General features: G+C 62.8%; 18 protein-coding genes and 1 tRNA gene. 13 read left to right on the top strand and 6 right to left on the bottom strand.

The window, feature by feature from the left end; translation table 11 throughout:
- Positions 1 to 25 precede the first annotated feature (25 nt).
- From JQ635_RS14405 to JQ635_RS14375, 7 genes are all read left to right on the top strand, one after another.
- Positions 26 to 691, top strand: a complete 666-nt coding sequence (locus JQ635_RS14405) for a class I SAM-dependent methyltransferase (RefSeq protein ID WP_211410532.1) — start codon at positions 26 to 28, stop codon at positions 689 to 691.
- The gene (locus tag JQ635_RS14400) at positions 669 to 1,247 is read left to right on the top strand and encodes a WbuC family cupin fold metalloprotein (protein ID WP_211410531.1); all 579 of its coding nucleotides are present in this window, start codon (positions 669 to 671) and stop codon (positions 1,245 to 1,247) included. Before JQ635_RS14405 ends, JQ635_RS14400 begins: the two co-directional genes overlap by 23 nt.
- A gap of 59 nt (positions 1,248 to 1,306) precedes the next feature.
- Positions 1,307 to 2,290, top strand: coding sequence for a lysylphosphatidylglycerol synthase transmembrane domain-containing protein (locus tag JQ635_RS14395; protein WP_211410530.1), 984 nt, complete (start codon positions 1,307 to 1,309; stop codon positions 2,288 to 2,290).
- A gap of 111 nt (positions 2,291 to 2,401) precedes the next feature.
- Positions 2,402 to 4,690 carry a hypothetical protein gene (locus JQ635_RS14390; protein WP_211410529.1) on the top strand — a complete coding sequence of 763 codons (2,289 nt, stop codon included), beginning with the start codon at positions 2,402 to 2,404 and terminating at the stop codon, positions 4,688 to 4,690.
- 190 nt (positions 4,691 to 4,880) lie between these two features.
- Positions 4,881 to 6,098 carry a class I SAM-dependent methyltransferase gene (locus JQ635_RS14385; RefSeq protein ID WP_211410528.1) on the top strand — a complete coding sequence of 406 codons (1,218 nt, stop codon included), beginning with the start codon at positions 4,881 to 4,883 and terminating at the stop codon, positions 6,096 to 6,098.
- On the top strand, positions 6,091 to 7,296 hold the full coding sequence (locus tag JQ635_RS14380) for a class I SAM-dependent methyltransferase (protein ID WP_211410527.1): 1,206 nt from the start codon (positions 6,091 to 6,093) through the stop codon (positions 7,294 to 7,296). The genes JQ635_RS14385 and JQ635_RS14380 overlap by 8 nt, the downstream gene beginning before the upstream one ends.
- A 3-nt stretch (positions 7,297 to 7,299) precedes the next feature.
- Positions 7,300 to 8,334, top strand: a complete 1,035-nt coding sequence (locus JQ635_RS14375) for a Gfo/Idh/MocA family protein (protein ID WP_211410526.1) — start codon at positions 7,300 to 7,302, stop codon at positions 8,332 to 8,334.
- Here the strand turns inward: JQ635_RS14375 and JQ635_RS14370 are convergent.
- A complete protein-coding gene (locus tag JQ635_RS14370) occupies positions 8,324 to 9,988 on the bottom strand; it encodes a hypothetical protein (protein ID WP_211410525.1) in 1,665 nt (554 codons plus the stop codon). The genes JQ635_RS14375 and JQ635_RS14370 overlap by 11 nt on opposite strands.
- Before the next feature lie 100 nt (positions 9,989 to 10,088).
- Here JQ635_RS14370 and JQ635_RS14365 point away from each other — a divergent pair, with 100 nt between their 5' ends.
- The 3 genes from JQ635_RS14365 (at position 10,089) to JQ635_RS14355 (ending at position 12,067) form a co-directional block, all read left to right on the top strand.
- A complete protein-coding gene (locus tag JQ635_RS14365; protein ID WP_246583540.1) occupies positions 10,089 to 10,664 on the top strand; it encodes a hypothetical protein in 576 nt (191 codons plus the stop codon).
- A 7-nt stretch (positions 10,665 to 10,671) separates the two neighbouring features.
- Positions 10,672 to 11,178 carry a hypothetical protein gene (locus tag JQ635_RS14360; protein WP_211410524.1) on the top strand — a complete coding sequence of 169 codons (507 nt, stop codon included), beginning with the start codon at positions 10,672 to 10,674 and terminating at the stop codon, positions 11,176 to 11,178.
- 127 nt (positions 11,179 to 11,305) lie between these two features.
- The gene (locus tag JQ635_RS14355; RefSeq protein WP_211410523.1) at positions 11,306 to 12,067 is read left to right on the top strand and encodes a glycosyltransferase family 2 protein; all 762 of its coding nucleotides are present in this window, start codon (positions 11,306 to 11,308) and stop codon (positions 12,065 to 12,067) included.
- A 93-nt stretch (positions 12,068 to 12,160) separates the two neighbouring features.
- On the opposite strand, the gene JQ635_RS14350 is transcribed toward JQ635_RS14355, so the two are convergent.
- Positions 12,161 to 12,236 (bottom strand) — tRNA-Trp (locus JQ635_RS14350).
- Between the two features lie 148 nt (positions 12,237 to 12,384).
- On the opposite strand from JQ635_RS14350, the gene JQ635_RS14345 reads away from it, so the two are divergent.
- On the top strand, positions 12,385 to 13,608 hold the full coding sequence (locus JQ635_RS14345) for a serine hydrolase domain-containing protein (RefSeq protein WP_211410522.1): 1,224 nt from the start codon (positions 12,385 to 12,387) through the stop codon (positions 13,606 to 13,608).
- 145 nt (positions 13,609 to 13,753) lie between these two features.
- On the opposite strand, the gene JQ635_RS14340 is transcribed toward JQ635_RS14345, so the two are convergent.
- Complete coding sequence (locus tag JQ635_RS14340; protein ID WP_211410521.1) at positions 13,754 to 14,521, bottom strand: SDR family NAD(P)-dependent oxidoreductase; 768 nt, start codon at positions 14,519 to 14,521, stop codon at positions 13,754 to 13,756.
- Between the two features lie 67 nt (positions 14,522 to 14,588).
- A complete protein-coding gene (locus JQ635_RS14335; RefSeq protein WP_211410520.1) occupies positions 14,589 to 15,287 on the bottom strand; it encodes a histidine phosphatase family protein in 699 nt (232 codons plus the stop codon).
- Positions 15,288 to 15,421: 134 nt separating this feature from the next.
- Here JQ635_RS14335 and JQ635_RS14330 point away from each other — a divergent pair, with 134 nt between their 5' ends.
- The gene (locus tag JQ635_RS14330) at positions 15,422 to 16,207 is read left to right on the top strand and encodes an SDR family NAD(P)-dependent oxidoreductase (RefSeq protein ID WP_211410519.1); all 786 of its coding nucleotides are present in this window, start codon (positions 15,422 to 15,424) and stop codon (positions 16,205 to 16,207) included.
- A gap of 922 nt (positions 16,208 to 17,129) precedes the next feature.
- Positions 17,130 to 18,317, top strand: a complete 1,188-nt coding sequence (gene argE, locus JQ635_RS14325; RefSeq protein ID WP_211410518.1) for an acetylornithine deacetylase — start codon at positions 17,130 to 17,132, stop codon at positions 18,315 to 18,317.
- 121 nt (positions 18,318 to 18,438) lie between these two features.
- Here the strand turns inward: argE and JQ635_RS14320 are convergent, their stop codons facing one another.
- Together JQ635_RS14320 and JQ635_RS14315 are read right to left on the bottom strand one after the other, a co-directional pair.
- Entirely contained in the window at positions 18,439 to 19,065 is a 627-nt protein-coding gene (locus JQ635_RS14320) for a LysE family translocator (protein WP_211410517.1), read from the bottom strand.
- A gap of 21 nt (positions 19,066 to 19,086) precedes the next feature.
- Positions 19,087 to 19,428 carry an NIPSNAP family protein gene (locus JQ635_RS14315; protein WP_211410516.1) on the bottom strand — a complete coding sequence of 114 codons (342 nt, stop codon included), beginning with the start codon at positions 19,426 to 19,428 and terminating at the stop codon, positions 19,087 to 19,089.
- Positions 19,429 to 19,774: the final 346 nt, after the last annotated feature.

Raw genomic sequence — 19,774 nt, 5'->3', positions numbered from 1 at the left:
CGATGCCGCGATCCCGTTAACGACCATGGCCGAGGTCAACCTGCTCCAGCCGATGCACGCGTCGACCAAGCGGAACTACGTTCAGCGCGTGGTCGAGCATGACAAGGCGGAATCGGCGACAGTCGCCCGGCAATGGGGACGCGACTACTGGGACGGCGACCGACGCTACGGCTATGGCGGTTACCGCTATGACGGAAGGTGGCGCCCGCTCGCCCAGACCCTGATCGACCGCTATGGCATCAAGCCCGGCATGTGCGTGCTCGATGTCGGCTGCGGCAAGGGCTATCTGCTGTACGAGTTCACCCAGCTCGTCCCCGACCTCTCGATCGCCGGCATCGACATCTCCGACTACGGCATCGCCAACGCCAAGGAGGAGGTGCGGCCACACCTGAAGGTCGGCAGTGCCGTCGAGCTCCCCTACCCCGACCACAGCTTCGACCTCGTGGTGTCGCTCGGCGTGCTGCACAACCTTCCGCTCGAGGACGTCTTCCGCGCGGTGCCCGAGATCGAGCGCGTCGGACGCGGCACCTCGAAATATCTGATGGTGGAATCGTTCCGCAACGAACGCGAGAAGGCGAACCTCCTCTACTGGCAGCTCACCTGCCTGAGCTTCCACGGTCCGGAAACATGGGCCTGGATCTATGACAAATGCAGCTACCGGGGCGACCATGGCTTCATCTTCTTCGAATGAGACGGCGCGTTCGCGCCCGCCGACCTCGCTGCGTGCACAAAATCCGGAAGTCTATTATTCCGACGACGCCATCGTCACCGCGGACGATGCCACGATCGCGGAGCTGAAGCGCATCGCGGCCGGCAACCCGCGCCTGCGCAGCCGCCTGTGCACGCATCCGGATCCCTCATCCGGCCTGCACGAAATGCTCATCGTGCATCACCGCGAGGCCTATGTGCGACCGCACAAGCATCTTGGCAAGCCGGAATCGTTCCACGTGATCGAGGGCACCGCGCAGGTCGTGATCTTCGAGGATGACGGCCGCATTCGCGAGGTGCTCGAGATGGCGCCCTACGGCCAGGGCAAGCGCTGCTATTACCGCATGCCGGAAAAGGTCTTCCACTCGATCCTGATCACCTCGGAATGGCTGGTGTTTCACGAAACCACCGCCGGCCCGTTCGATCCGGCTCGCACGGCATTTCCCGACTGGGCGCCTGACGGCAGCGATGCTGCCGAGGTGCAGGACTACGTGACGAGGACTGGTACGCTCGCCGCGGAGCATCTGGCGAGCAAATAGACTTCGACTGCCATCGCTGTTCCACGCCCCGCCTTGAATCTTCGAGGACAAACTAGCCGATGAAGCTGCCCGGTACGAAAGCGGTGGTGACCCTAGTCAAGTTCGTTGTCTCGATCGGGATACTCGTGCTGATCATGCGCGGCCAGGATCTGGGGTCGTTGAAAGTGGATCTTCTCGCCGCCAAACTCGACATGCTGGCGCTTGCGGTGTCGCTGCTGTTCGCGCAGACCTTCGTTCTCTGTCACCGCTGGATTCTAATTCTCCGCGCCATGGACGTTTCCCTGGGTTGGTTCGCAGGCTGGCGCATCCTCATCATTAGTACATTTTTCAACCAGGTGCTGCCCGCAGGCGGTGACGCCGTCCGCATCTGGATGCTGCGGCGGCATGGGAAGCAGTGGTCGCAGACGATCAGTAGCATCGTCGCCGATCGCTTCCTCGCGTTGCTGGCTCTCGTCGTCGTCATCCTGGCAGGAATGCCGTTCCTTCTGCCGCGCATCAGCGACAGCTCGCTGCTTTTTGCCATCATGACCGTGCTCGCGTTTGCATGTTCCGGTGTGATCACCCTGGTTACGTTGAACTGGTGGCCGCCCCGTCTGATCGCAGTCCTGCCGGCCAGGATCATACAGTTCGTGACCTTGATCAGGGCGCCGTTGCTGGCTAGCGAAGTGCGCGGAATGCTGATCGCGTCCGCCATCGTCATCCATCTGATGACGGTCGCAGCCTGTTATGTCCTTGCGATCGGACTGGAGGCGCCTCTCTCTGCACTCGACGCATTCGTTCTTGTCCCTCTCGTGATTCTCTCGTCAGCAGTCCCGATCTCGATTGGAGGATGGGGCGTGCGTGAGGGCGCGATGGTCGCCGCGCTCAGCCTCGCGGGAATCGCGCCCGACAAGGCCCTTGCGATATCGGTATTGCTCGGACTTGGCGGCCTGATCGTTGGGCTACTGGGCGGCCTGGTATGGCTCCTCGCACCGGAGCGCGCCAATTTCAGCACCGACAAGCTGCGGGCCACTGCCGAACGGCCCGACGCCGCACCGATCTAGCAATGGCGCGAATGAACATCCTGCCCATACCTTATTTGACAATCGATCGACGCTGGACCGCCCGGTCGATCGACGTTCTTTTCGGCTATATGACAACGGACAAGTCAAGCAATGGTAGTAGCCCAAGCGAATTTGCGCGCCCTCATTCAGGCGTTGTCGTGGCGTATCGTCATTTGTACGCCGGCCGCTCTTTCCATCTGGCTTCTGAACCGCCCCGGCACATACCGCACCTTGCTATTCGACGGCGGCTGGACAACGCGATTTTACGTCGTCGCCTGGGTCATCCTGACGCCATATCTCGGCTGGTTTGTGATGGCGACTGGGCGCCTGACATTCTCCCTGATCAAGCACGAGCCTACCCAGCGGGTCGATGAATTCTTCGTCGGCGCGGCTACACTCATATTGGTCGGCTTCGGGCTCGGCGCCCTTTCCATCCTGTACCCGCAAATCGTTCTCGGGTCTGCGATCGCAGTCCTCCTGTGGGATAGCCACAGCTTCAGGAAGCCGCAAAAATTCGCGGTGACGTTGCCGCTGGTAGCAACATCGCTGCTAGGTCTTTGGCTGCTCGCAACGGTGTTCGTCGATCGCGCCGTCATACCCGACGTCATTTCGACCGACGTTCAGCAGCTCTATACGCCCTATCTTGCGGAGGTTGCGAGAAATCACAGCATCTGGCTCGCGGCTGACAATCCCATCTTCTCCGACTTCGAAATCGGCCACGGAAACGGCCTGCATTTGATGCTTGCGACGTTCCTACCTCCTCACGTCGCGCAGATCATTTCATTTCTTTATTTCGTTGGAATCGGCGCAGTCATTTTTGAGCTCGCCCGCATCGTTCTGCCATTGCAAGCGCTCGGTCGCCGGTGGGAAGACGCGGCGATACCGATTGCACTCGGCTTGGCGATCCTCGGACTTGCGTGGCCGCGAACGATGCCGAGCGTCAAGCCCGGCCTCTACATCATGGAATTTGGCAAGTACCATCTTCAAACAGCGGCCTTTTTTGTCTATTTTCTGCTGGTCGTCATTCGGTCCTCCCGTAGCCGGGACAGGCTTGCCGCCGGCATTTGCGCCTTTGCCGCTGCCTCTTCCTATCCGCTATACGCCGCGTTCGTCTTCCTGATCTCAGGATTGGGAGTGCTCACCAAGGCACTTCAACGGGATCGGCCCGGCCTCATCACGAGTTTGCTCCTCGGGCTGGGCGCGATCGCGGGATGCATCCTGGCCTTCTCTGTTAATTATTTCTATCTCGGAATCCCGGCGACAAATCCGTACTCGCTCTTCCGGAGAGTCGCATCGGTAGAACGTTTTTCGCAATTCGGCAGCCTAGATATTCTTGATTATTTCGTACTGGCGCAGTCGCTGGAGGTCAGCGATTTCCTCAGCAAGGCGGGGGTACTCGCCTTCCTCAATCAGGCCAAGTCTGTACTCCTGGTCACAATCCTTGTCACGGCGGCGATTTGTGTTGTCGCTTTCGCGGACTCGAAGCTGTTTCCCGATCGCTCCGACGTCTCAAAGTCGCGGGCATGGCCCAATATTGCGGCGCTTTTCGTCGTTATCGCCTACGTTGCCAGCGTCCGGCTTTTGGACATGACTTTGAATATCCCGAGCCTGATCAGATTATCCATTCATGTGAACGCGCTATTTCCGCTTGCGGCTGCCGGAATCGGCTGCTGGGGACTGGTTCTCGTCCGGCAATTCAGACCTAGCTGGTTCGCCGGACGCTACGCTCCCGATGTAGCACTCCTTGCACTCCTGACCGCCTGCGCCTGGATGACCGTTTCGTATCCGTGGCAGAGCTTCAGGAACGACAAGGCCATGGCCTTTGTACAGGGGCGTCCGCTTGATCGGATGCCCCGCGTCAGCCTGAACTGGCAACGCTGCGATGAATTGCAGCAAGCGACGGGCTCCGATCGCGTCCTCGCCCTCAACGGCTATCGCGCGATGGTGCCATGCTATTTTTCGCTCCTGCTCACACGAGGCAAGATCGTACACACCTATCAGAGCGACGTTGCGCGCGACTTCGCGAAAATCGCATTGGGAACTGCCGATACCGCGGAAGCGACGCTCCGGTCACTCGGCGTAAATCTGTTCTATGTCCAGAAGCAGAATTGCGATTTCTGGCTCAACGGGTTTTCCGATCTGTTCCAACCCGCCGAACTGGGGAGGCGGTTTACCGTCCGTAGCGAGACACCGAATTATTGGATGCTGACCTGGAAGAACGGCAGTCAAGCATTGGACCCAGAGGCCGAGACCGGCATTTCCGCGTTGCGGACCCGATCAAAGGATATCTACCGGGAGGCGTACGGTGTCGAGCCGTTTGAGGTGGTGAAGCACCGCTCGCCTCCTAGCGGCAAGCGCGCGGACGTCAACGCCCTCGATAAGCTCTTCACATGCGAATGATCAAAGATGCGGTGCCGGCTCGGAAGGCCGCAAGTACAAGCTTCAGAAAAGCTTCCGCCTGTGAAAAGCTCAGTCAGGGCAACTTAGGAATTGTAGCATGGCCTGTCGCGCTATATAGGCTTTTAGCAGCTCCGGGCGCCGCCCCGGGGACACCGATGTTCCCTTGCTTTTCCTGCAAAGAGCTAGACCCGTGACCGACCATTGCCGCCTCTGCCATTCGACCGACCTGCGACCGGTCATCGACCTTGGATTGATGCCGATTGCGCATCGGCTTCGACACAGCCGGAACGAGCAGGACGAACGGTACCCGTTCGAGGTGTTCGCCTGCGGCGAGTGCGGCCTGCCCCAGATCGTCAAGCCGATCGATCCCGACATCCTGTATCGGCAGTTCAACTACAATTTCAGCAGCTGGAAGCCTGAACCGCACCAGGTCGACGAGCTCGACACCATCGCGAAATTCTCGAAGCATCAATCCGTGTTCGAGATCGGCTGCAACGATGGCCTGTTCATGGACAAGCTCCGCGAGCGCGGCACCAAGGTCATGGTCGGCGTCGAGCCCAATCCGGTGTCGGGCAAGATCGCCCGCGAGCGCGGCATCAAGGTCTATGCCGACATGCTGAGCCCGGAGATGGCCCACGACGCAGTCGCTCAGTCCGGCAAGTTCGACCTCGTGATATCGCGCCAAGTGCTCGAACACATCGTCGATTTCGAGAACTTCTTCGCCTGCGTGAAGATCGCGCTGAAGGAGGACGGGCTGCTCTTCATCGACGTGCCTGATTTCGCGCCCGGCTCGACGGCAGGCGATCTCTCGGTGCTCTGGGAGGAGCACGTCAGCTACTTCACCGAGCCGACGCTGGTCGCACTGCTCGCGCGCCACGGCTTCGAGGCGGTGTCCGTGAAGAAGTACAATTTCAGCGGCGGCAGTCTCGCGATTGCCGCCCGCCGTGCCGCAGGCCCAGTGACGGTGCCGCCCGCGCCGGCCGGCGTCGGCGAGAAATTCGGCCAGCGCGCGCGGGAGTATGGCGCCCGCCTGCGACCGATTCTCGCCAAGGCCCGCGCCAGTGGCGCCGAGATCGCCATCTACGGCGCCGGCTGCCGCGCCTGCACCTTTACCAATGCGCACGAACTCGCGGATCTCATCGACCTCTCGGTCGACGACCAGAAGGAGCGCCAGGGGCTGTTCCTGCCGGGTACCGGGATCCCGATCCGCTCGCCGGAGGACCTTGCCGGCAAGTCGAACGCGCTCGTCTGTCTTCTTGCCGTGAACGAGGAGAACGAGGCCAAGGTCAGCAGCCGGCTGCGCGAGAACGTGAAGCGCCCGCTACACATCGTCTCTATCTTCGCGCCCTCCGATATCTGGAGCGAGCTCGATCGCCTCGAAGCGGCCGCAGGGTCGCGGCATGGCTGACGACAAGCTCTTCAACTACTACGAACGTCAGGACATCCTGCCGACGTTCGGCAATTTCAAATCCTCGACCGAACTCGCCGCCTATGCCGGCCAGCGGCGCGAACTGTTTTCAGACAAGCTGGTGCTGCCTCCGCGGCTGTTCCGCGATGCCGAGGTGCTCGAGTTCGGTCCTGATTCCGGTGAGAACGCCCTCGTGTTTGCCGGCTGGGGCGCGAACATGACGCTCGCCGAACCGAACCGGCATGCGCATCCGAAAATCGAGGCCTATTTCGCGCATTTCGGCCTGACCGATCGTCTGCGCGAACTCGCATTGGCCGATGTCGAAGGATTTCGCAGCGAGCGCCGCTACGACATCATCGACGCCGAGGGTTTCATTTACACGGTGCAGCCGAGCGAAAAATGGCTCGGCATTTTCCACCGGCTGCTCAATCCGGACGGTTACGCCGTCGTTTCCTACTACGAACGCTATGGCGGCTTCTTCGAGCTCGCGCTCAAGGCGATCCATGCCGCTGGCAAGGCTCTGACGGGCCGCCCGGCGCTGGAGACGGCGAAGTCGCTGTTCGAGGCGAAGTGGAACAGCATTCGGCACACCCGCAGCTTCGAATCCTGGCTGATGGACGTGCTCGAAAATCCGTTCGTCCGACACCGGTACTTCCTCGATTCGGCCGCCCTTTGTACGGCGGCGCATGAGCAGGGATTCGACATCCATTCGGCATGGCCCGCTTATCGGGACAGCCTGGACGTCTACTGGCACAAGAAGGTCCTGTCGGGGGACGAGAAGCTGCGTCGCGCGACGCGCCATCTCGACCGCAGCCGCCTCAGCTTCCTCGGCGGACGAAAGCTTTATCTGGTCGGCCAGGCCGACGCGGTGAGCGCGATCTCGGCTTCAATTGAAGCGCTGGTGCTCGATGTCGACAGAATGATCGACGAGCCCTTCGGCGACAGCCTGCCGCGCGTGATCGCGAGCCTCGCTTCGCTGCGCGAGACGATCCTGGCGACGGACATTCTCGCCGACGATGCTTCCGACATCGAAGCCATCACGGCAACGCTCGACAGCTTCCATCGCATCTTCAGCGCGATCGGGCGGCGCGATGCGTCCGCGATCACCTCCCTCACCCAATCAGACCCAGCGTTCATCAACACATGGGGTCAGCCGGCGCATTTCCTCGTCGTCCGGAAGCGCCTCGAGGGATCGTAACCCGTGAGGCCAGGCATTGGCATCATTGGAACAGGCATGGTCGGCCAGATGTGCCACCTCGCCAATTTCGTTGCCAATCCCGCCTGCCGCGTCGTCGCGATCGCCGATCTCCGGCCCGATCTGGCGGCCGCCGCCGCGCAGAAATTCGGCATCTCACGGGTCTACGGCACGCATCGCGAGCTGCTCGCGGATAGCGAGGTGTCCGCCGTCGTCGTCGTGACGAAGCGTCGCGCCACCGGCCCGATCGTGCTGGACGCGTTGAACAGTGGCCGGCACGTGCTGTCGGAGAAGCCGATGGCCTACACGACGGCTCAGGCCGCATCGCTAGTCGAAGCTGCGCGGCGACAACACCTCGTCTACAGCATCGGCTACATGAAGCGGCACGACGCCGGCGTAGCGCGCGCGCTGGCCGACCTGGCGCGCTTGCGCGCAGACGGCTCGCTCGGACGCATCGTCGGGGCAAGAGGCTGGTGCTTCGGCGGCGAAACCGGCCGATCGCACGACAACTTCGTCATGACCGGTGAAACCCGGCCGGACGGGCTCGAGCTCTGGCAGGATGGTCCCGACTGGATGCCGGGCGCGTTCCGGCCCGGTTACGACAACTTTCTGAACGTGTTCAGCCATATCATCAACCTCGCGCGCTACCTGCTCGGATCATCGCCGACAGTCGCCGAAAGCATCGTCGAGACCTCCGGCGCCGCAACGGTGACGCTCGACTTCGGAGGTATTGCCTGCGCGCTGCAGCTTGCGAACGGGTCCGAAGGTACCTGGCGCGAGGGGCTGACGATCGATTTCGAGCGGGGCGCGGTGACCATTGAACTGCCCCCGCCTTTTGCCGAGCAGGAGGCGGAGGTCATCCTCGACCAGCACGGACAAATCACGCGCTTGACGGGCGAGCCCAGCTGGGCGTTTCGGCGTCAAGCCAATGCATTCGTCGCCGACATCGTCGAACGCCGGACGCCGCTTGCGTCCGGCGCAGATTCGATGACCGACATTGCGCTTGCCGAGGCGATCTGGAAGCGGCAGCTCAGCGGCTAGGCATCGCATCCGCTTTCGGGCGATCGAGCGGCACTATCCCCGCGATCGGACCCAGCTTTATCGTCACCTCGGCCAGTTGACGCAGAAACTGTGAAACGTCGCAGCGCGACAGCAGGCGGCATGCGTAGTACTTGCGCACCAGAGCCTGGTTCGGCGCCGCGCCGGGACCCGGCTGGAACGAGATCGTCGCCTGCGGCCCCGACGGATCGAAATGACGGAACGCGCTTCCGGGCGCCGTCCGCGCCATTTCCATTTCCTCAAGGATGGTCGGACGCTCTGCCCGCAACGCAAATCCGAAGAAGGGTTGATCGCCCCAGGCAAGGCGGAGCATGCCGGTAACCTCAGCCAAGCCGAACGGCACATGCTGGGACGGGTAGTCGACAAAGCCATCATCGACCGCAAAGACCGTTGCTGCCGGCTGTGCCCGGTTCGCAAGATCAGTCGCAAGGGCCTCCTGCCTGAGGGTTCTCGCCTGCATGAAGATGTATGTGTTCCATAGCAGGCCGATCGATAGCACCGATCCAAATCCGAGCACGACTGCGAAGGCTGCCTTCGGACCGATCGCGTGCTCGACCCACCGCTTGAGACCGAGAACGATCAGCGCCGATGGCAGGCCGAACATCAGCAGATGACGGCTCTCATAGAAGTGCATGCTGGAGGGCCGCAAGCCGGCGACCAGGTAGGGAAACGACAAGGCCAGAAACAGCACGACGGCGAGCAAGAGCGGCGCGGCAACCGCATATTTCGCGGTGGTCGGTCTCGCCTCGGACCGCAACAACAACAACAAGGCGGCGCCGACGAGGAGTGCGGCCACGACGAGCGGCACCGGTGCCTCGATCATCATCTTGAGCGCGCCGACCACGACGTCCCAATAGCTCGTGATGAAAAACGCCTTCCAGCCGTCCGCCAACTCGCCGAGCGTCGGGAAATGGGCGCCATAGTGCTGCGCGTACACGCCGATCCGCTTGAACCAGATATTGAGCGTGCCCCAATAGACCAGAGGAAGCACTATCAGTTCCGGATAGCCCAGGGCGCATCGCCAGGCTGCGAGCCATGTGCGGAGAACGAAGCCGTGTGCCGCGTTCCCGCCCCGCCATATCGCGACGAAGAGACCGAGCACCACGAAGGTATAGAGTACGATCGTCGAGTTGAGCGCGAAGCTCAGAAGGAATACCAGCGCGACGGCGATGCGAAGAAGAACGCGTCGCAGGCCACGAGCACTGAAGGCGAGCGTCAAGAGCCACGCGCCGACGAACACGAGCCCGAAGCTGAACACGTAGACCGCATTCGCCTTCCCCGCCCAGAGCTGATAGCCGGGATAGGTCCAGACGATCAGCGCGAAGCCGACCGCCTCGGCGCGATCGAGCAGATCGAGCCGCGTTGCGGTCAGCATCAGACACGTCGCGCCGAGGAGAATTCCGGCAAAGGCCAGCGCCACCATCACGACGACCGGCGCGCCGGTCCAGTTGGCGATGGTATCGTAGCTGTAGAAAACCGGGTGGCCGGCACCGGACAGAAGGAAGTCGATGTCGATCATGTAGTCCGGACGCGGCTTGAGCACCAGCCAGTCGTCCATGAAGAGGCCGTCGTTCAGCAGCATCGGCGCATGCGCTACCAGCAGCAGTGCCAGCAGAACGACTGTCGCGCGCAGCATTCCGGATGTGCCGAGAGGGAAGAGGGATGGCATCGGCAGCAAGAATTCGCATGCCTATCTGAGCGCCGCAAGAGCCGGATCATCGGATATCGATTGGTCATTGACCCCCAAAATCCGACCTCCTATAGACACCGCACAGGCCGGGCAGCGTCCAAGGCGATTTTCCGCGATGAACTTCCTACCGGGCCCAGCGCAGACCACTGCGATTTGTCTCAGTGTCGCGCTTCCGCTGCTGTTGCTGTGCTATGCACGTATCACTGCCATTCGCGGAGCTGGCCGCCGTTTTCGGCTCGGCTGCCTCAGCGTGATCGTGCTCTTTGTGATCGCCTGCATCGCGCTTCCGGGTCCAAGGCATCTCGACGACGTGGTCAGCGGCCTCTTCCTCCTCGCGACGGCGATGATGCTTTGCTACGTCCTGTTCAGCCTGCTGGCCTGGGGCTTTACCCTGACGCTGCTCACGGCGCTCGCCAGGGCCGGATCTCCCCTCACCTTGGAGCAATGGGCTGCTGCCTACATGCAGGGCGGAGATCTCGGCACGTTCGCACACAATCGATTGAAGCTGCTGATCGGTTCGGGGATGGTGATGATGGCCGACGGCAAATTGGCGCCGACGGCCAAGGGGCTTGCCGTGGTGCATCTCGTCAAGCTTGTTCGTTTCTCAACGGGGCTCGGATAACGCCACGATGTCATTCGCTGTCGGTTTCATTGCTGCCGTCGTCTTTGCCGTGCTGGCGCCTGTCCTGCAGTTCGTCGCTCGCGCGCGGGCATGGTCGCTCGCGCCGGTGATCGTGCTCGCGATTGCCGCGCTCGTTTCGCATCTTCTTGGCGTGCTGCTCGGCGTCTTGATCGTTCCGCAATTCCGCTATTGGGACGCCGCATCGATTTTCGGCTTTGGCGTCATGGGTTACGTTTTCGCTTTCGGCGCAGTCTACAAATCGGTCTCGCTGGACATCCTGCTGGGTCTTGCCGAGCGGCCCGAAGGGACGGCTCCGCTGTCGGACGTCGTCGAACGGCAAGTTCCAGCTCTGTTCCGGGGACGCACAGGGATCTTGGTTGACGGCGGTCTGGTCGAGCAGGTCGATTCGCGATTTGCCGCAACGGCGGCAGGGCAGATCATGGCAGGCCGGATCGGGCGGCTGCGGCGTGCCTTCGGCATCGGTGATACCGGACTCTACGATTTTGGGGAGTAGTTGCCCGAATGCAACGCAGTTGCGTTGACCTGACTGACGGGACCGATATTGTTGGCCGCATCCTGATCACCTAGAGTTGTGGGTGGGGTTCCAACAGTAACTGAGTGGCCGGCAACGGCGGTATACAATGACACCTTCCAGGGCGGCAAAACGGCTTACGATCGTCATTCCTGCGCTGAACGAGCAGGACAAGATCGCCGATACCATCGACGGCGTGCTGCCGCTTGCGCGCGAACTGCTCGACGATTTCGAGATTTTCCTGATCGACGACGGCAGCACCGACGCCACCGGCGCGATCATGGACGAGTTCGCGGCCGGGGAGCCACGGATCACAGTTCATCATAACGCCGAGCGGCGGGGCGTCGGCGCCGGCTTCGAGTACGCCCTGGCGCGCGCGAAGTTCGATGCCATTACCCTGATCCCCGGCGATCATGCCTTCCAGAACGAGGGCATTGAGAGGATGTTCAAGGCAGTGGGCGCCGCCAACATGGTGATCACCTACCGCGACAATCAATCGGACCGTTCCGTCAACCGCTCGATCCAGTCGCACTCGCTGCGCTTCATCCTGAACTGCCTGTTCGGCTTCTGGCTGTCCGACTACCACAGCATGATCGTCTACCCCGTGAAGTGGCTGCGCCGGATCGCGGTTAAGGCCGACGGCTATGGCTATCAGATCTGTGCGTTGATCTCGCTGCTCCAGCTCGGTCTCACCCATGTGCAGGTGCCGGTCAGCCTGAACGCGGAGCTGAAAGGCTCTTCCCGTGCGCTGCGGCTGCGCACCTATTTCGAGCTCGGCGGGACGATCTTCTCGCTGCTCCGCCGCGTTCCCATCCGGGACGTCGATCTCAGCCAGATTCCCGTCGAAGCCGGCCGGACCTCCGCACGCTGATCCACGGGCAAAGCCGATGCTGGCGGGCAATACTGGCCGCCGGGCATACTTATCCCCGTCCCGCCAGAATTTGACTTAAGTGATTGATTTATCTGGCAGGAGTGGCAGGGCTCGAACCTGCGACCCCCGGTTTTGGAGACCGGTGCTCTACCAATTGAGCTACACTCCTACGAACCTGCGTCGCCGCGGCTCAGGGCCGCTTTCAAGCACAGGGGACGACCGGATTGCAAGGGAGAAGCGCACACGGGGCGCTTGTTCACACTGCGACTTCTGGGCGACAGTCCGTCCCGAACGACAAGAACAACCCGGGAGCCCCTATGCACGCCCAAGCCGCCCCTAATCCCGCCTCCGCAGCCCAGACGGCGCCTTTGCCGGAAGCCAGGCCCGAGACGCTGGGGCTGTCCCGCCCCCGCCTGCAGGCCATGTCGGACGCCTTCAAGCGCGAGATCGACAAGGGCACCGTCCCCGGCGTCACCGTGCTGGTGGCGAGGGGCGGCCAGGTCGGCTGGTTCGAGGCGCTCGGCAAGCAGAGCCCGGCGGGTGCGGCCCCGATGGCGCGCGATTCGATCTTCCGGATCTTCTCGATGACCAAGCCGATCGTCTCGGTTGCGGCCATGGCGCTGGTCGAGGACGGCCACCTCTTGCTGGGCGACCCCGTGGCCAAGTTCATTCCGGAATTCGCCGACCAGAAGGTCGGCGTCGTCAGCGGCGGCAAGCTGGAGCTGGTTCCGCCGAAGCGGCCGATGACGGTGCAGGACCTGCTCCGCCACACCTCTGGCCTCACCTACGAGCACCAGGGCGACGGTCCCGTGCACAAGCTCTACCAGGAGTCCCGCGTCCGCAGCCGCAAGATCACGAATGCCGAGCACGCGGCGCTGGTGGCGAGCTTCCCGCTGGTTTGCCATCCCGGCGACGAGTTCAACTACAGCCGCTCCACCGACATCCTCGGCCGCATCATCGAGGTCGTCAGCGGCAAGTCACTTGGCACATTCCTCTCCGAACGCGTGCTTGCGCCGCTGCAGATGGCCGAGACCGGCTTTGCGACCTCCGGGGCCAATGCCAACAGGCTCGCCGAGCCGTTCGCGGCCGATCCCTGGACCGGCGACAAGGTCGCCCTCTTCAACATGCTCGAGCAGCCGGTGATGGAATCCGGCGGCGGAGGCCTGGTCTCGACCACCATGGACTACGCCCGCTTCGCGCTGATGCTGCGCAACGGCGGCACGCTCGACGGCAACAGGATCATCGGCCGCAAGACGCTGGAGCTGATGGCGTCCGATCATCTCGGACCCGGCGTTCCCACCAACGGCACGCTGCTGTCGCCCGGCCACGGCTTTGGCCTGGGCTTTGCGGTGCGCACGCAGGCCGGCATCGCGCCCTTCCCCGGCAGCGTCGGCCAGTATTTCTGGAGCGGCATTGCAGGAACATTCTTCTGGATCGATCCGAAGGAAGACCTGTTCGCGGTGTTCATGACCCAGGGCCCGGGCCAGCGCGACTACACGCGGACCCTGGTGCGGGATCTGGTTTACGCGGCGGTGGATTAGTCTCGTGCCCCGGACGCGCTGCAACGCCCTTGGCGTTGCTGCGCAGAGCCGGGGCCCATGACTCCGCGATCTCGCTCTTGGCTTTCTGGGTCCCGGCTCTGCGGAGCAGCACTTCGCGCTGCGCCGCGTCCGGGACACGAGATCCTCAACTAATCGTCGCGCCGCCGTCGATCACCATGGTCTGGCCGGTCATGAAGTCGCCGGCCTTCGAGCCCAGGAACACCGCGGCGCCGGCGATCTCGTCGGGGATGCCGATGCGCAGCAGCGGCGAGCGCGAGGTCGAGGCTTTCAAATTCTCCGGGTTGTCCCACAGCGCTTTCGCAAAGTCGGTCTTGATCAGACCTGGCGCGATGCAGTTCACGCGGATGTTGTGCTTGCCGTATTCGCAAGCGAGGTTGCGCGCGAGCTGCATGTCGGCGGCTTTCGAGATCGCGTAGGCGCCGAGGATGGTCGAGCCCTTCAGGCCGCCGATCGAGGAGACGATAATGACCGAGCCGTCCTTGCGCTCGATCATCTGCGGCACCACCATCGAGATCAGCCAGTTGTTGGCGACGATGTTGTTGTCGAGAATCTTGCGGAACTGATCGTCGGAGATGCCGGCGAGCGGCCCGTAATACGGATTCGACGCGGCGTTGCAGACCAGCACGTCGATCTTGCCGAAGGCGCGGTTGCTCTCGTCGACGAGGTTTTGCAGATTCTCTTTTGATGAGATGTTGGCGGCGACCGCGGCGGCGGTGCCCTTGCCGAACTTGTCGTTGATGCCCTTCGCGACCTGCTCGCAGACATCGGCCTTGCGCGATGAGATCACGACCTTGGCGCCGTGCTCGGCCATGCGCTCGGCGATCGCGAGCCCGATGCCGCGCGTCGATCCCGTGATGACGGCGACTTTCCCCTTCATGTCGAACAAGGTCATGTTTCTCTCCCTGAGTACGATTTGATTGGCCCGGAGCTTATGCCGCTCGCGCGAGCGGACATCAGCTTCAGGCGAGCTTCTTGACTTCCGGCCCCGCCAGCTGATGCATCGCCGCGTGCGCGTCATCCGCGATCCACGGCTGCTGATTGACCATCGGCAGCCGCCAGACGGTCCGCTCCGCGCTTGCGAAATAGTCGAGCCGCGTCACCGACACGTTGTCGATATCGAACGACAGTCCCCGCTCCGGTTGGCCATCCAGCGCAAGGCCGAGCGCCGCCTTGATGGTGCCGCCATGCGCGACCGCGATGATGTCCTGCCCGGCCGCCTCCACGTTGATGCGCTCGATGGTGCGGCGGGTGCGGTTGTAGAGATCCATGAAACTCTCGCCGCCGGGCGCGGGCTCGTTGATGTCCGCGAACCAGCTTGTGCCGACGGGGCGGCTGGCAATGAACTGAGCCCGGTTCATGCCCTGCCAGCGGCCGAGATTTTGTTCGGCAAGGTCCGCTTCCCACTTCATCGAGGCAGGCCGCGGGAAGCCGGCTTCCCAGATCGCTTCCGCCGTCTGATGCGTGCGCATCAGATTGCTCGAATACCAGACCGCCTTGCGTGGCAGCACCTTGGCAACAGCATTGAAAACGTAGGTGTCGCTGGTGTCGCAGGCGATATCGCTCTGCCCGTAGATGTTGCCGCCGTCATTGCGTACCGGCGCGTGACGGACCCACCACCATCGTGTCGTGACCACATTGGGCTTGTCTTCGGCTGCCATCGAAACCCTTCCATCCCGTCTGATGTCGCTGTACGTGAGTAGGCAACGTGTCTCAAGACACTTTACCGTTTGAAATCTTGTTTGAAATTCCGTCGCGCGGCAAGCGTCGCGCGAGGCACCAAAGGGAGAAACGCATGGGCCGTCTGCAAGGCAAATCCGTCATCATCACCGGCGCCGGCAGCGGCATCGGCCGTGCGGCTGCGCTGCTGTTCACCAGGGAAGGTGCAAAACTGATCGCGGTCGATCGCACCGAGGCGGTGAAAGAGACCGTCGACGAGATCAAGAAGGCCGGTGGTGTCGCGGAAGCGATGGTGGCGGACGCGGGCTCGGAGAAGGACGTCATCGCCGTCATCGACAAGGCGGTGAAGACGCATGGCCGGCTCGACGTGATCTGGGCCAATGCCGGCGTCTCCGGCGGCCTTGTTCCGCTCGCCGAACAGACCGTCGAACACTGGCAGGAGATTTTACGCGTCAATCTGATCGGGCCGTTCCTCGCGGTGAAGTATGCGATGCCGCACATGGTGAAGCAGCAGTCGGGCGCGATCGTGCTGACCGCCTCGGTCGCAGGCCTCAAGGCCGGCGCGAGCGGACATCCCTATGCCGCGAGCAAGGCCGGCGTGATCTCGCTGGTGCAGACCACGGCCTATTCGCTCACCGGTACCGGCGTGCGTATCAACGCGGTCTGCCCCGGCCTGATCGAAACAGGCATGACCAAGCCGATCTTCGACCGCGCCAAGGAGCGCGGCACCCAAGACAAGATCGGCCAGCTCAACCCGCTCAAGCGCCCCGGCCAGCCGCACGAACTCGCGGCGATGGGACTGTTCCTGGCAAGCGACGAGGCGTCGTATGTCAACGGCCAGGCGTTCCCGGTGGATGGCGGTTTGACGGCGTCGATGCCGTATACGGGCAAGCCGGTTTAGCCCTCTCGTGTCCCGGACGCGCTGCAACGCGCAAGCCTTGCTGCGCAGAGCCGGGACCCAGCAGGCCGCACAGTTCGCTGGTGCCTGGGCCCCGGCTCTGCAGCGCACCGCTTCGCGCTGCGCAGCGTCCGGGGCACGAGACTGTTGTCGAATGACTGACATGACTTCGCGTCCTCGCGGCATCTTCCGCCCGAGCTTTGCCTGGTCGTCTCACCCTCAATTGAAAGAGGGCGCAGGGAAGACCGGGTGCCGGCCGGGCACCCACGGTCCACTGTGCGAAAGGTGGCAACAAGAATTTGCACAGCGGCATACAGGTGAAGCCAAACATCCGGCCTTCCCTGCGCAGTGGTTTTACGGCTTATGTCGTGATCTCCCCGGGGAGCGATGCACTATTGCCCCCGTCGCCTTGCAGATGGCTGATGCGCGTGCCCGGTCGGGCCGCCACATCACCGCAAGACTTGACGCACAGACCCCGGGCGCCAGGACCACACGATTTTGCCGTACGCGAACCGCATTTGTCGTTGGCACGAGGTCTCCGCTCACAGTCGCCTGCCCTGCGAAGCCCTTCGCGCCGATGCGATCAGCGTCCACCGCCGCCCGGCCCGCGTTCGTGACGATCGCGATACGCCCCTCTTCCTTGGGCCGGGTTGCGGCGAGGCATACGCCGTTTCCGAATTTCGGTAAAGTGGAATATTTTTGGCGATGTGGATTGACCGCCATTTTGGGTGTTTTGCCCGTCGAACAACACAAGGCCTCGTAGGCCGGATGAGCGAAGCGATATCCGGGGTTCTCGGCACGAGCGGCCCCGGGTATCGCTTCGCTCACCCGGGCTACGGCACTGTGTCGATTTGCCCGCCCCGGCATTACGTTGGTATGGTTCGTGCAAGCGCTTCTGCTTCCGTTCTCACGACAAGAAATGACAATGCCCAACCCGATCTTCCCAAGCTCAAGACCCGACCGCATCCGCCACCTCCTCGCCGACCTCGTCGGCTTCGACACCATCAGCGACCGCACCAACCTGCCCCTGATCGCCCATATCGAGAGCTACCTCGCTTCGCTCGGCGTCAAGGGCGAGCGCATCACCAACGACACCGGGCAGAAGGCTTCGCTCTGGGTCACGATCGGGCCACAGGACCGTCCGGGCTTCGTGCTGTCGGGCCACACGGACGTCGTTCCCGTCGTCGGCCAGGACTGGAGCCATGATCCGTTCAAGCTGGTGGAGCGTGACGGCAAGCTCTACGGCCGCGGCACCACCGACATGAAGGGCTTTGTCGCGGTGTGCCTCGCCATGGTGCCGGAGATGCTGGAGACGAAGCTCAACACGCCCGTCCATCTGGCAATCTCCTATGACGAGGAGATCGGCTGCGTCGGCGTGCGGCCGATGCTGCGCGAGGTCGCGAAGAAGAAGGTCAGACCGCTCGGTGCCTTCATCGGCGAGCCGACCCAGATGCAGGTCATCATCGGCCACAAGGGCAAGCACGGCGTGCGCGCAACCTTTCGCGGGCTCGCGCGCCATTCCTCGATCGCGCCCGACGGCGTCAACGCGATCGAATATGCGGCCGAGCTGATCGTCGAGATCCGCCGCCGCGCTGTGCAACTCGCGGCCGCGCGATCGACGGACAGCCTCTACGACGTCCCGCACTCGACGCTGCTCACTAGCATCGTGCATGGCGGCGCCGCGCTGAATATCGTGCCTGATACCTGCACGGTGGATTTCGAATGCCGCGGCATCGGCATCACCGAGTCCAGGGAGGTCACGGATGCGATCGTCGCCTGGGCCAAGGCCGAGCTCGAGCCGGCGATGAAGGCGAGGCATCCGGACTGCGGTATCGATTTCGAGGAAATCCTCGACTATCCCGCGCTCGACACCGCCGCCGACGCCGCCATCGTCACCCTCGCCAAGAGCCTTGCCGGGCGCAACGATCACGCCAAGGTCGCCTTCGGCACCGAGGCGAGCCTGTTCGCCAGCATCGCCGACATCCCCTCCGTGGTGATCGGCCCCGGCGCAATCGCGCAGGCGCATACGCCGGACGAGTTCGTGGAGATGGCCGAGCTGGAGAAGTGCGCCGGGTTCGTGGAGAGACTGATCGCGCATTGTGCGAAGGGGTGACGTCGGTGCCGTAGGGTGGGCAAAGCGAAGCGTGCCCACCATTGTCGCTGTGATCGCGGAGAGATGGTGGGCACAGCGCTACGCGCTCTTGCCCACCCTACGAGAGCTGGCGCGAGCCGCCTCATCTTTCCTGCAAGGCCAGCCTGACACCGACGGCACAGTAGATGGTGCCGACCACCTTGCCCTGCCACTTCACTACCGCCGGATGGCGGCGCAGGAGATTGCCGAGACGGCCGGCGCCGACGGCGAACACGACGGTGCTGACAAGGCCCAGCAGCACGAAGACGACACCGAGAATGGCAAGCTGAAGTGTGATCGCCCCGTGCTCCGGCTTCACGAATTGCGGCAGGAACGCCAGGAAGAACAGCGCGGTCTTGGGATTGAGCACTTCAGTCAGCACGGCCTGGCGGAAGGCACGGCCCGCGCTGATCGCGGGGGCGCCGCCGTTCAGCTCGATCGGCGCCTTGTCGAGCATGGCGCGAATGCCGAGATAGATCAGGAACGCCGCGCCGGCATATTTGACGATGCTGAACAGCAGCGCGGATGTCGCGATGATCGCCGAGAGACCTACGATCGCCATCGAGGTGTGGATCAAGTCACCGGCCGCAATCCCCGCGCCCGTCGCGATGCCGACCTTCGTTCCCGAACCGACCGCTCGCGCCATGGTGAGCAGGGTCGCCGGGCCGGGAATGAAGACGAAGCCGAGCACGATGAGGATGTAGGTGATGAGGGTGGCGTGATCGATCATGTGACGGGCTCCGGAGACGCATTAATGCGGGAGGCTGAGCGACGGCGAATAGTCGACCGGCGCAAGCAGGCGATCCTCGATCTGACCGACCATCAACCCGTGCTCCGCATGGGTCACGCGCTTGATCTCGCTCCACTCGGTATCCGCCATGAAAGCCGCCCATGCCGACGTCTTGGCCGCCTCGTCCGGCCACTCCAGGAGATAAGCAAATTCGGTCCTGTCGCCGAACTTCGTTTCCCACATCGCCATGATCTGGAAGCCATATCTGGTTCGCATGATGCGTGCGGCGTGATCGCGAAAGCGGGCGTGGAATGCGGCCTTGTTCTTCTCGAAAATCTCATAGATGCGCAGTTGCTGGATCATGATCATTCTCCGTGCTTCGCGGAGATAAGATCACGGTGAGGGATGTCAAACGTGGCGATTCCCAGACCCGAGTTCCAGCTCCGTAGGGTGGGCAAAGCGACTTGTCCGCCGTAGCTCGAAGAGCGAAGGCGGAGGCGTGCCCACCATTTTCTCCGTGATCGCGGAGAGATGGTGGGCACAGCGCTACGCGCCTTTGCCCACCCTACGAGAGCTGGCGTAGCCCGCATGAGCGAAGCGACATGCGGGATCATCTGTCCCGGATATCGCTTCGCTCATCCGGGCTACGACACTGAGTGTGCGGAAACAGCGGCGCACATCAAAAGCAAAAGGCGCGGCCACCGGCCGC

Origin of the sequence: Bradyrhizobium iriomotense, from assembly GCF_018130765.1 — a bacterium.
GTDB lineage: Bacteria > Pseudomonadota > Alphaproteobacteria > Rhizobiales > Xanthobacteraceae > Bradyrhizobium > Bradyrhizobium iriomotense_A.
This window is presented reverse-complemented; position numbering and strand designations above follow the sequence as displayed.